Source organism: Shewanella sp. OMA3-2, from assembly GCF_021513195.1.
Taxonomy (GTDB): domain Bacteria; phylum Pseudomonadota; class Gammaproteobacteria; order Enterobacterales; family Shewanellaceae; genus Shewanella.
In genome coordinates, this window is the sequence record NZ_CP090974.1 from 373,049 (window position 1) to 385,945 (window position 12,897).

Sequence of the window (12,897 nt, forward strand, 5' to 3'; positions counted from 1 at the left end):
AGTATAACAAAAAGGCAGTGAACGTCACTGCCTTTTGATTCAACCTAATATGCTTACATATCAATATCTGTTAATGGCTTGCGCAGTTGTGCTCTGACATTATCCATACCTGAATAAAACTCTTTCATCATCAGCAAGCCCATCATTTTACCGTTGTCGGTCACTATCAGTTTATCAGGATTTGTTGGGTCATTCTTAATCGCGCCCATCGCTTTCATTGCAGTCATTTCTTTAAATAATGCAGTGTCTAAGTTGACCCCAAACTCATCGCGAAAATACTTACGTGATAAGCGGCCTGAAAACATACCCAATAAAAAACGATATTGCATCACTTCTTTCTTTTGATAACGTTTTTGCTGCTCAACTGCCATGCGCCCCTGGGAAATACGTTGTTGATATTTTTTCAATGAGAAAGTATTCACATACAAGGTGTTATTCAAAAAACTAAATGAACCTGAACCTAACCCTAAGTATTCATCATGGTCAATCACATACTCATCAAACCCTTCATTATTGGTTTTACCAAATGCCCAAGCTGATAATTGGGTATATTGCCCAGTGAGTTTGTTTAGAATTTGCCGATATTGATTAATCATTTCACCGTGGGGCGCAGCCAGCGTTCCCTTAACGCTTTTACGTGTTTGATGGGTGATCATTAATGGATAAGTGGTAATTTGTCTTGGGTCTAGCTTTGAGGCCATTTCCAAATCTGACTGAATAATGTCATCTGTTTGACCACGAAAACCAAAAATCAAATCGACATTAATGATCGGAAATAATTCTTTTGCCGCCATAATACGGTCAAAGGTTTGCTGGCCTGAACCAAACTTATCTAAACGGTCAGTCATCTTTAAAATACCGTCATCAAAGCTTTGTACGCCAATCGACATTCTGTCCACCAAGCCTTTCAGCTGCCTAAACTCAGGGTTAGCTAAATGCTGTGGGTCTGACTCACAAGACACTTCTTTAATATCAGGAAACAAGGTTTTAGCATGTTCAATGGTTCGCGCTAACTCATCCTCTAATACCGTTGTCGTACCGCCACCAATGTACATGGAACTAAATTGGTAGCCTAAATCTTTGGCCATCTGCATTTCTTTGCGCAGCGCGACAAAGTATTCCCGCGCCTTGTCTTCACGGAATAAAAAACGATGAAAAGTACAAAATGAACACAGGGTGTGACAAAACGGGATATGGGCGTACAACATGTACTTGCGCCCCTCAACCGGCTTAGGCATACGATCGGTTGAAATGGTATCTAGGCGCAAATTTTTATCGACATAAAACTGCATCACCTTTTCCATCGAACTAACCATCCAATTTGGCACGGTAATGTTGGACTGATAAGGTCGAATCACCCCATTGGACGCTGGTTGAATAATTGAAGACATAGATAATCCTAAATGAGCGCAATTTTTGCGAGCAAAATCATTGATAACAAAGCGATAAAAATACACATCTTGTAAGTGGACGATAAAAGTATCACTTTAGATATAGATAAAATGTGAAGTAGACGATGCTATGTAAACTAAAAGGTAAACTAACCGTCTTTTCAATGATGATTTGTTAAGCAGGTCATGTTTTAGGTTTGATTAATGTATTGGGCAATAAAAGCAACATCGCAAGGTTCCATCCTGCACAGGTCAAAAGGGGATCAACAGTAATCCCCTCTTTACTGACCTGGTCAACTGAATTCGGTCACCCTAGTTAAGTTCGTTACGCCACTTCTGTTAACGGCTTATCCGTACGCTCAAATTCATTGGGACTTTGGTAATTAAGGTATGAATGCATCCGTTGGCTGTTGTACCACATAGTGATGTAATTCAAGACATCTTGTTGAGCTGCATAGCGTGTTCGATAATTGCGCCAATGAACTCGTTCCTGCTTCAAGCTTCCGAAAAAGCTTTCAGCTACTGCATTATCCCAACAACATCCTTTTTTACTCATACTGCCGACAAACTTATGCAGCCTCAGTATTCGTCTATATTGATGGCTCGCATATTGAACACCTTGATCTGAGTGTATTATCAATCCAGCTTTAGGTTTTCGTTGCCATATAGCCATTGTGAGCGCATCACAAACGAGTTGTGCCTTCATTCTGCTGCCCATACTCCAACCAATAACTTTACGGGAATAGAGATCGATTACGACGGCTAAATACAGCCATCCTTCAGCAGTCCATATGTACGTAATATCTTGAACCCACGCTTGATTGGCGCATTGAACATCAAAATCCTGTTCAAGCTCATTTTCATATATAGGCTTCTTGTGGTCGCTGTTGGTTGTTGCTTTGTACTTCTTTTTATAGCGCACCCAAACGTTTGCTTCTTTCATCAGTTGCGATGTTTTCCTACGCCCAACAGGGTAATCAAGGGAATTCAATGCCTTTTGAATGCGTCTTTGTCCGTAGGTGTTATCGCTAAACTCGGCAATATCCTTAACCCACTGCAACATCTCTTGATGCTCTGTATCAACAGGTGACTGAGACTTCCGCTTTTGATAGCTGTAGTAATTATTGTTTTTCACACCCAACACGTGACACATTAATATCACAGGCCAGATCTTCTTATTTTGGGTAATAAACGCGTATTTCACTTCGTTTCTTTGGCAAAGAAGACCGTCGCTTTTTTTAATATTTCACGCTCTATTTCTAAGCGCTTTACTTGTGCCTTTAGCTTGCGGATCTCTTCCTGCTCAGGTGTCAGCTTGCCGTTGCCTCTAAATGCATGACCATCATCATTTTCTGCTTCTTTTATCCAGCGGCCGAGCAGTTGAGGAGTCACCTCTAAATTTCTAGCGGCTTCAGCAATACTGTAATTTTGCTCTCTTACCAGTGTAATGGCATCAAGCTTGAATTCTTTTGAATAGGATTTACGTGTTTTCATTTGAATCTCCAGTTAAATCAATTATGTCTTAACTGGGTTAGTCGTATCAATTAAACCACGTCACCTGAGCTTGCAGCAGACAAAGTACCATGAAGGAATGAGCTAGTTACACTGACCAGAGTGATTACAGTTTAGTAGTTTCAAAAGCTCACCAACCCACTCACTTCACAAGCTCAAATGAAATCATAAATAAGGATTGTTGGTTAGGGTAAACCTGACTAATAATCTGTTTCAATTCATCTAGCGGTAGGCTTTCTTGCTCAGCATGAAACTCATTAATGTCATCATAGGCCAATGGTTCCACTGACAGAATAGTAATATCGCACACCTTTTTATGGGTTTCTAAGGTAAACACTTCCACCTGAGTCCCTGGCACATAGTGATTTTCAGATTTATCTCGAATAGTAATTATTTTTTTACCTGAAGCCACCAGCGGCGTCAGGTATTCAAAAAAAGTGATGCTTGTAGGTATCATCTTTATCGCCTTAATTATGTTATTGAAATTGAATTAACACCTTGCGCACTCGCCTGGGCTTTGGGAGAAATAACGCTTAAATTCACGACTAAATTGTGTACTACTTTCATAGCCGACTTGGGTAGCGACATCTTTTACTTTCAGTTTTTGCGCCTGCAATAACTCTTTGGCTCGGGTTAGGCGGATTTTCTTTAAATACTGGATAGGTGACGATGCAGTTACTTCTTTAAAACAACGATGAAATGCCGATGGGCTCATGTTAACTAAGCCTGCAAGGGTATCTACCTCAACCGATTCACCATAATGTTTGTGTATATAGCTTAATGCTTTCTCAATCCGTGACAAGCGGGTATGACTTAAGGATAAAGCATATAAAGGTGCGGCATTTGGGCTCTCAAGTAATCGATATAGCAGTTCAAGCACCAATGCTTCTCCCATCACTTTAGCTTCTAACTGTGATTGTAATGCCTGCAGTAATCTAAACACACTGCAATCCATCTCTTCTGTGGTCGGCGCGACAAAATAACCTGATTGGCGTGACTCATTAAGGTTTTTAGGAATTTTATGATGCTCATCCATCAAGCGGATAATATGATTCAACTGCACTAAATCAATATCTACCATTAACACCAAAACAGGCTCTTCTGGGCTGGCAAAGGTTTCACATTCAACCGGTAATGGTACTGTCATCACTAAAGTATTTTCGCTGTCATAGTCAAAGGTTTGATTGTCTAAATAAAGCCGTTTCTTACCTTGCCCCACAAACAACATGCCTTGCGAGTAACACATGGGGCCGCGCGCGCCATACTGTGACCCCCTAAATACATGCACTCCTGCTAAATGGGTTTTATTCACGCCTTCTTTAGGAGCAAGTTGTGCCATTAACATTGCTGTATCTGTCATATTATAATTACTCGCCACTTAACCAACCCAATCTACTTTTCGACCCAAACACCTTACCTTAAAAGTAGAAAAGTGCACTAAAAAAACTATTAAAGCATACTTTAAAGTAATAAATGATAGTAATAGGCACTAAACTGATAGTTATGGGTCTGTTTATTTTGCTTTAAAAGCCTATCATTACCCCATCAAATTTATCACGCTAATAAGCCGTTAATCATTTTTGACTAACGCGGGCAATTTATTGAGTTCACGAACCGGCAGTCTTTTAACCGGTTCTAAAAATAAGGTAACACTAGATGCTAAATTTTAATTATCGTAACCCTACCCATATTGTTTTTGGTAAAGACCGTATTGCTGAACTAGATCAACTTGTTCCTGCTAATGCAAAGGTATTAATTACCTATGGTGGTGGCAGTGTGGTGCGCTTTGGTACCTTAGACAAAGTGAAGTCTGCACTAGGCAAGCGTACTGTGGTCGAATTTGGTGGCATTGAAGCCAACCCTAAGTACGATACATTAATGCAAGCCGTTGAAGTTGCACGTAAAGAAAATATCGATTTTATTCTTGCTGTAGGTGGCGGTTCTGTGATGGACGGCAGTAAGTTTATTGCCCTCGCGACTCAGTTTGAAGGCGACACTGCTAGCTTACTTAATCATGGCTTTAGTCCTGTACCTGTGGCGGCTGATAAAGTTATACCACTGGGCGTAATAGCCACATTGCCTGCAACAGGTTCTGAAATGAATGCGTTTGCAGTGGTGAGTTATAAAGGCGGTAAATTCCTGGTTAATCATCCAAATATTTACCCAACATTTGCGATGTTAGATCCAGAGCTGACTTTTAGCTTACCTAAAATTCAAGTGGCTAATGGCGTGGTAGATGCATTTGTGCATGTACTTGAACAATATGCAACTTATCCTGTCGATGCAAGAGTGCAAGACCGCACAGCAGAAGGCATCATGCGTACCTTAATTGAAATTGGCCCAATTACTGTGGCAGAACCTACCAATTATGAAGCGCGTGCTAACTTAATGTGGAGTGCCACTTCCGCTTTGAACGGTATGATTGGTGTTGGTGTACCATTTGATTGGACCACCCACATGATAGGCCATGAACTCACAGCCATATTCAATATTGATCATGCACAAACCCTAGCCGTAGTATTGCCGTCGGTTTGGCGTGTATTGAAAACTCAAAAACAGGCTAAGTTATTACAATATGCTGAACGTGTATGGGATATTACTGAAGGTGATGAAGATAGCCGTGTTGAACAGGCCATTGTCAAAACAGAAGCTTTCTTCCAGCAGGTTGGTTTAAAAACTCGCTTACGTGATCATGGTGTTGAAAAGGCACAAATTGATACTGTTATTAATGCGCTAGAAGCACATGGTATGACCGCCTTGTCTGAATCAGGTAAAGTCGATTTAGCTATGAGCCGTCAAATTCTAGACATGGCTTGGTAATTTGCATCCATAACTATTACCTAGATTAGCCAAAACGCTCGTCACTTATCGCTAGTGACGAGCGTTTTATTAAGCGATGACAGTAAGCGGTTAAATTACACAACGAACTTAAGAGACCAGTTCATAGCTTTGCTCTACATTCCTGCTCATTATTTATCCACAACATTCCCAGTACACCTATTTACCAATAAACAACTCGTCATACTAAGGACTTATAACGTATTATGCGCGCGTTATTTCCCAATAATCATTAAGGAACAATGATGAAAAAATTGTCGTTTATTACACTACCTTTATTAAGTTTACTCTCATTACCTGTCATGGCTGAAAATGATCATACAGGTTTCTATGTTGGTGGTGCCGTTAATAAAGTTGAGTTTAAAGTTGATGACTCTGAAAAAGAGACTGGATTAGGTATTTATGGCGGTTACAACTTTAACCATTGGTTTGGTTTAGAGGCTAACTTATTCACTTCAGGTAACTTAGGTGAAGATGAATTTGATGTCGTTGCAGGTGCATTTACAGTCACCCCAAAATTTACTTTACAATTTAATGATACATTTTCAGGCTACGCAAAAATAGGTTTAGCTTCAATGGCACTTGCCATCGATACTCCTGATGCTGATACTACATTTTCAGGTGTAGGTATAACATATGGTGTTGGCTTAAATGCATCTGTAACAGAAAGTTTAAACATTCGCTTAAGTTATGATGTCACCAGTGGCGATCTAGAATCCGACGACTATGGCTGGATCAATGACTTAGACAGTGAGATTAAACAGCTAGCATTAGGTTTGCATTATCAATTTTAATTCCAATACTTAACAAATCTGGTCTGATAAAAATGTCTTGTGGCACTCAGCAAGACATTTTATAAAAATATCGGTAGCTATGGTATTAACCACACCATGCCAGGCTTTATTTGGCTGCCGTTGTACAAGATCATTTAATCCTGTTTGAACCGCAATACACTCTTTAGACATTTCAGGGTGACTCTCAGCTAAATATCAATCACACCATGTTGTAGTAAAAAACAGTAAGTGCTCACCTTGTACCCAGGGATCTCGCAGCGTAGTTACTTGAGCAGCACTTGGCGCATCGGTTGTTGGTGCCGTCAATTCTTGACCATTGGCAAGCATATCAATAAATTTATCTAAGTTTGCGTCAGCTTCGTGACTGATATACACCACATCGCCACAATATTAACCTTGTCCTGATATTTCTCTTGTAGCGCTTCAAAATGCGGCATTTGCTCCATACAGCTGGCACCATGTCGCCCAAAACTTAAGGTATATTGGCTTTTCACCCGCCACACTGGCCAAGGTAACTGGCTGCTGTGCTGAATATTCTTTAAGTACAATCTCTTAATAAGCTTTATCGCCTGCAAACGCAGTAAAACTGCGTCATCATCAAACAGGTAAAAATAATTCTATATAACAGCATCTCGTTATCTGTAAGTTTATCAATAACAGGTACACCGACAATACTAATGGTGTGAAGTACAAATACTGAATATTAAAAGATATCATAGACATAAAGTAACGACTCATACATCTGGCGCTAAAATTTTAGCAACACTTGTACTGAGCTAGCGTTCAGTATTTCTTTCTCTATGTTAATGAAAAAACACCCCGATGCTGACAACATTGAGGTGTTTATAAGACTCACAAAAAAATACAAATTAATCTTTATACTTCAATGAACCATTTGCTTTGATTTCGTCATACCACAAGTTGTGATGCTGGATTGCCCAGCTTTCATCACAATAACCTGACACCATACACTCCATACCGCCTTCGCTGAGTACAGTCGCCATCCATATATGTACTATGGTAAAAGCGATTAGAATGGTGGCACTTACGCCATGCACGAGTAGTGCTGCAATAGATGCTTCACGGGGTAAATCAAGGTTAGGTAGCACTAACATTAAGCCGGAAATGCTGATCAATAAACCAAAAACAACTAAGGTCCAAAACCACATTTTTTCTCCCGCATTGGCAAATCCACTGTCTGGATGCTTGCCTTTGAACGGACCAAAATTAATGTAACCACCCACCACTAAAAACCATTTTAAATCATATAACTTAAAGGTTTGTAATGGCATCCACTTGATAATACATATCAACCAAGACACGATAAATACCGGACTTGACCAGTCATGAACAAACTTACTTGTAGCGATAATACCGGCCCACAAGCCTTCACCCACATATGGCGCAATAAAATGACGGCCAAGCATAATAAATACGCCTGTAAGCATTAAGGTTAAACATGCTATTGCCATCGTCCAATGCAACCAAAGGTCCGACTTTGTCCATCGCGCTACCATTTTTCCCGAAAAACCATGGGAGAGTTTTGATGGGCCATTAACAAAGTAAAAAATTAAAAACGCAGCAAATACCCCAAATATTGCCACCACTATCGCGGGTTTGAGGTAGGTGTTACGTATTACTTTTCCTTCATTACCGGTTTTGTTGATCAACACATTTGCTTCTAAGCCTTTATCCGTCGAATATCCCGACTCGCCTGCTTTCACTGCTCGCCAGAGATCTGCATCGCTGCTTTTGGCCGCTTGTTGCTTAGATGATTGATCATCTGCAGCATAAGCATTTGGTGTAGCCAAACTGATGCCTATCACCAACATTAGCAAGGCAACCAACATCTGCAGTGATTTGTTTAACGATGTGTTTAACATTGTCACTCCTCATTAGGCTGCAATAAAATGCAGCCCATCCGGTGGGTTTAGATCATCTCGCCTGTTTTGGGGTTGTAACCCCAAATAACATTCGGATTACCACGCTGCGCCATACGCTGACGATAAATGTCAGATACCACACCAGCATCACCCGCAAGCAGTGCTTTTGTTGCACATAGCTCAGCACACATTGGCAACTTACCTTCAGCAATACGGTTTGCACCATACTTTTGACGTTCAGCATCGGAATGTGTTTCTTCTGGGCCACCCGCACAGAAAGTACATTTGTCCATTTTACCGCGGCTACCAAATGCGGTCTTTTTAGGGAACTGCGGTGCACCAAATGGGCAAGCATAGAAGCAATAGCCGCAACCGATACAAGTATCTTTGTCGTGTAGCACTATGCCGTCTTCTGTGCGGTAGAAACAATCTGCCGGACACACTGCCATACAAGGTGCGTCAGTACAGTGCATACAGGCCACTGAAATTGACGCTTCACTCGGTAGACCATCATTAATTGTCACCACACGGCGACGTTGAATACCCCACTCTAAAGCAGAGTCGTTCTCGTTTTTACATGCTGTGACGCAACCGTTACACTCGATGCAGCGCTTGGTGTCACACAAAAATTTCATGACTGCCATAATGGCTTATCTCCTCATCAAGTTAGGCTTTGCTTATCTGGCATAAGCTGGATTTAGTTTCTTGCATCTGAGTCACAACGTCATAGCCATAAGTTAGAATAGTGTTTGCCGATTCACCGATCACATAAGGCACAGTGCCTTCTGGATAGTTTTTCGCTAGGCTTTCACCTTCAAACACACCAGCAAAGTGATAAGGCATGAAACATTCGCCTTCAATCACCCGAGGTGTCACCATTGCTTTAACAGTGATTTTCGCGCCCTCAGGCCCATGTACAAACACATTATCACCGTCACGAATACCACGATCAGCGGCATCAGCAGGGCTGATTTCGATGAACATTTCTTGTTGTAATTCAGCAAGCCATGGATTGGAACGGGTTTCTTCACCACCACCTTCATGCTCAACCAAACGACCAGAGGTCAAGGCTAATGGATAGTCCTTGGCAAAATCTTTGTCTTGAATGGTTTTATAAAGAGTAGGCAGACGCGCAACCATACGGTCATCATACGTTGGATATTTAGCCACCAAATCACGACGTGGGGTATATAAAGGTTCACGATGTAACGGAATATCATCAGGGAAGTTCCAAACAATACAACGCGCTTTCGCATTACCGTAAGGAATACAACCGTGTTTGATTGCCACACGTTGAATACCACCAGAAATATCCGTTTTCCAGTTTTGGCCTTCAGCGTGTACCTTTTCTTCAGCGGTTAAGTCATCCCACCAGCCAAGTTGTTTAAGCATGTCAGCGGTAAACTCTGGATAACCGTCTTCAATTTCTGCACCTTTAGAGAATGAACCTTCAGCAAGAATATTATTGCCTTCATGTTCAACACCATAACGAGCACGGAAGTTACCACCACCGTCTTTGACTTCACGACCCGTACGGTACAAAATTTGCGTACCAGGGTGTTTCATTTCTGGGGTTCCCCAACAAGGCCAAGGTAAACCGTAAGTTTCACCACGGGCTGGGCCGCCTGGCGCTTCTAATGAATTAACATCGAATGTGCCCCAATTTTTTTGATGCATTTTCAAACGCTCAGGGCTTTGGCCTGTATAACCAATAGTCCACATACCTTTGTTGAACTCTCGGGTTATATCTTCAATATTAGGTTCATCTTTATTCACTTCAATGTGCTTACAAAGTTGCTCTGCTATGCCCCACTTTTTAGCCAATTTATACATGATCACGTGATCAGGTAATGACTCAAACAAGGGCTCAATAACTTGGTCACGCCATTGTAGTGAACGGTTAGAGGCTGATACTGAGCCATAGGTTTCAAACTGTGTTGAAGCCGGCAATAGATATACACCATCTTGACGCTGGTGCATTACACCCGCCATAGTTGGGAACGGATCGACAACAACGACCGTGTCCATCTTGTTCAATGCTTCACGCACTTCGCGACCACGGGTTTCGGTGTTAACAGACTGTCCCCAGAAAAATGCCAAACGAATATTGTCTTTTTGGGCAATTTTGGTTTTATCTTCTAGCACACCATCGTGCCAACGCGAACAAGGAATACCAGCTGATGTTTGTGGGTCTTGACCTAAATATTGAGCTTGATCAAAGCGGGCTTTAATCCAGCTAGGCTCTAAGTCCCATACCTTTGCCCAGTGATCCCATGCGCCTGATGTTAAGCCGTAATAACCAGGTAAGTTATCAAATAGCAAACCAAAGTCTGTCGCGCCTTGTACGTTATCATGGCCACGGAAAATGTTGGTTCCGCCACCTTCAACACCCATGTTGCCTAGGGCTAATTGAAGAATACAATATGCACGTGTATTGGCGTTACCCACGTGATGCTGAGTCCCGCCCATACACCAGACTATGGTGCCAGGTTTCGTTTCTGCCATCATTTTAGCTACGCGATACATTTGTGCTTTAGGCACACCGACAACGTGTTCAACTTCTTCTGGCGGATACTTTTTCACTTCTTCTTTAATACGTTCCATGCCGTATACACGTTGTGAGATGAAGCTTTCATCTTGCCAACCGTTTTCGAAGATGTGCCATAACAAACCATAAATAAATGGAATATCGGTACCAGGGCGAATATGAACATATTCATCTGATTTAGCCGCTGTGCGAGTAAAGCGGGGGTCGACAACAATAATTTTTGCGCCGCGCTCTTTACCCACTAGAATGTGTTGCATCGCAACTGGATGTGCTTCGCATGGGTTTGAACCAATAAACATCATGCATTTTGAATTACGCATGTCGTTAAATGAGTTAGTTTGCGCACCGTAGCCCCAAGTGTTTGCAACACCGGCTACCGTGGTAGAGTGACAAATACGCGCAGAGTGGTCGATATTGTTGGTGCCCCACATTGCCGCGAATTTGCGATACAAATAAGATTGCTCGTTTGAAAACTTCGCGCTACCCATGAAGTAAACCGAATCGGGACCAGATTCAGCACGGATATCCAATGCTTTTTGGCCAACTTCATCAATGGCTTGTTCCCACGATAAACGCTTCCATTTTCCGCCCTCCAGCTTCATTGGATATTTAAGGCGTTTCTCACCATGGCCATGCTCACGTAAAGCTGCACCTTTGGCACAGTGCCCCCCCTGATTAAATGGATGATCGAACGCGGGTTCTTGACCCGTCCATACTCCATTTTGTACTTCAGCATAAATACCGCATCCCACTGAACAGTGAGAACAGATAGTACGGACTATTTCTGTCGGCGCATTATGCGGTACATCTTTGGCCTCAGCTTTACGCATCATGCCTGCACCTAACATCGACGCTGCTGCAATTCCACCTGTCGCCAAACTGGCTGACTTGAGGAACTGACGTCGGTTAAGTCCTAGGCCTGGCTTTTCAGCTTTTGCGACCGTGTCAGATTTACGGGTTAATCGCATTTCACCCTCTCCTATTGGTTATTTACTTAACGAGGCATAGTAGCTACGAATATGCTCTGTTTCTTTATAGTTATCACTCGATGGCTCGTCCGTTGCTTTGGGTGATGCCGCTGCTAATGCTGGCGCACTCACACTGGCAACTGCACCAGCCACACTACCTAACGCCAACGTTTTTAGCATTTGACGGCGACCCATGTCGGAAGCTTGCTTCTTCATAGTTTCTCCTTGTTTAAATCACCTTAAATGACTTAAGGCATAAATGACTAACATCATGGCTAATGCCACTTAGTCATTAGTTTACTTGCACGACTTCGTCAGTTACCGGTTCAAGTTCTTTACTGCCAGGGCAGTTCAGCGGTATGTCTAAACTCAGTTGGTCAAATTCGTTTACTTCTGTTTCAAAAAACGCTTTGGCTAATTGCGCTACGGCTATGTAGAACTTTGCGCTAGGCGTGCTTGCTAATGCTTCACAAAAGCGATTAATCCATGAACCTATATGACGTTGATAAAATGCCAATTGGCGATAGCCTGGCGCGTCTAAAATCAACACGCCCATTACTTCGCATAATGCCGCAACATGATCTTCAGGCTCTTTAACATTGTCTTGGCGCTCAAACCCCATTTGCATCAGGTCAGTACGCAGCAATGCTAATGGCTTATCCATTAATGAACCGGTCATAAACCAACTGCCATAAGGGATAATCTCACCGCTGCCGACACCTAAGAAAATACTAAAATACTCATGTTCTAATGTGTCTACGTCACTACTTTTAGCTACCGTTTTTAAGGCGTTCCATGCTTGATTCATCGCATTACCTTCCTCGGCGTCTACGTCTAAATCGGCCAAAAACTGTAATAACTCTGCATTAGGGTGACGACGTAACAATGCCGCTAATAGCTGATAAATATCGGCTCTTAATTGATCGTTTTCACTGATGTCTCTTTCTATTTGGGTCATAGCAG

Annotated in this window: 12 protein-coding genes; 2 read left to right on the top strand and 10 right to left on the bottom strand. The window is 42.0% G+C overall.

What is annotated here, in order from left to right:
* Positions 1 to 53: 53 nt before the first annotated feature.
* The 4 genes from L0B17_RS01735 to L0B17_RS01750 all read right to left on the bottom strand — a co-directional run bounded on the left by L0B17_RS01735 (position 54) and on the right by L0B17_RS01750 (position 4,263).
* Positions 54 to 1,391, bottom strand: coding sequence for a coproporphyrinogen III oxidase family protein (locus L0B17_RS01735; protein ID WP_235087130.1), 1,338 nt, complete (start codon positions 1,389 to 1,391; stop codon positions 54 to 56).
* A 325-nt stretch (positions 1,392 to 1,716) separates the two neighbouring features.
* A protein-coding gene (locus L0B17_RS01740) for an IS3 family transposase (protein ID WP_235087132.1) occupies positions 1,717 to 2,885 on the bottom strand; the annotation gives its coding sequence in 2 pieces (ribosomal slippage) (positions 1,717 to 2,639 and positions 2,639 to 2,885; 1,170 coding nt in all).
* A 160-nt stretch (positions 2,886 to 3,045) separates the two neighbouring features.
* Complete coding sequence (yqfB, locus tag L0B17_RS01745) at positions 3,046 to 3,360, bottom strand: N(4)-acetylcytidine aminohydrolase (RefSeq protein ID WP_235087134.1); 315 nt, start codon at positions 3,358 to 3,360, stop codon at positions 3,046 to 3,048.
* Positions 3,361 to 3,393: 33 nt separating this feature from the next.
* Positions 3,394 to 4,263 carry an AraC family transcriptional regulator gene (locus L0B17_RS01750; RefSeq protein WP_235087136.1) on the bottom strand — a complete coding sequence of 290 codons (870 nt, stop codon included), beginning with the start codon at positions 4,261 to 4,263 and terminating at the stop codon, positions 3,394 to 3,396.
* 296 nt (positions 4,264 to 4,559) lie between these two features.
* On the opposite strand from L0B17_RS01750, the gene L0B17_RS01755 reads away from it, so the two are divergent.
* Both L0B17_RS01755 and L0B17_RS01760 read left to right on the top strand, forming a co-directional pair.
* The gene (locus tag L0B17_RS01755) at positions 4,560 to 5,723 is read left to right on the top strand and encodes an iron-containing alcohol dehydrogenase (RefSeq protein ID WP_235087138.1); all 1,164 of its coding nucleotides are present in this window, start codon (positions 4,560 to 4,562) and stop codon (positions 5,721 to 5,723) included.
* A 263-nt stretch (positions 5,724 to 5,986) separates the two neighbouring features.
* On the top strand, positions 5,987 to 6,535 hold the full coding sequence (locus L0B17_RS01760; protein ID WP_235087140.1) for a porin family protein: 549 nt from the start codon (positions 5,987 to 5,989) through the stop codon (positions 6,533 to 6,535).
* A gap of 195 nt (positions 6,536 to 6,730) precedes the next feature.
* Here L0B17_RS01760 and L0B17_RS01765 read toward each other — a convergent pair whose 3' ends face one another.
* From L0B17_RS01765 to L0B17_RS01790, 6 genes are all read right to left on the bottom strand, one after another.
* Positions 6,731 to 6,910: a hypothetical protein gene (locus L0B17_RS01765; protein ID WP_235087141.1), complete on the bottom strand. Its 180-nt coding sequence runs from the start codon at positions 6,908 to 6,910 to the stop codon at positions 6,731 to 6,733.
* Between the two features lie 494 nt (positions 6,911 to 7,404).
* Positions 7,405 to 8,418, bottom strand: coding sequence for a formate dehydrogenase subunit gamma (locus tag L0B17_RS01770; RefSeq protein WP_235087143.1), 1,014 nt, complete (start codon positions 8,416 to 8,418; stop codon positions 7,405 to 7,407).
* Between the two features lie 47 nt (positions 8,419 to 8,465).
* Positions 8,466 to 9,062: a formate dehydrogenase FDH3 subunit beta gene (gene fdh3B / locus L0B17_RS01775; protein WP_235087145.1), complete on the bottom strand. Its 597-nt coding sequence runs from the start codon at positions 9,060 to 9,062 to the stop codon at positions 8,466 to 8,468.
* A 22-nt stretch (positions 9,063 to 9,084) separates the two neighbouring features.
* The gene (locus tag L0B17_RS01780) at positions 9,085 to 11,934 is read right to left on the bottom strand and encodes a formate dehydrogenase subunit alpha (protein ID WP_235087146.1); all 2,850 of its coding nucleotides are present in this window, start codon (positions 11,932 to 11,934) and stop codon (positions 9,085 to 9,087) included.
* Between the two features lie 18 nt (positions 11,935 to 11,952).
* The gene (locus tag L0B17_RS01785) at positions 11,953 to 12,150 is read right to left on the bottom strand and encodes a formate dehydrogenase (RefSeq protein ID WP_235087148.1); all 198 of its coding nucleotides are present in this window, start codon (positions 12,148 to 12,150) and stop codon (positions 11,953 to 11,955) included.
* A gap of 76 nt (positions 12,151 to 12,226) precedes the next feature.
* Entirely contained in the window at positions 12,227 to 12,892 is a 666-nt protein-coding gene (locus tag L0B17_RS01790) for a TorD/DmsD family molecular chaperone (RefSeq protein WP_235087150.1), read from the bottom strand.
* Positions 12,893 to 12,897 lie beyond the last annotated feature (5 nt).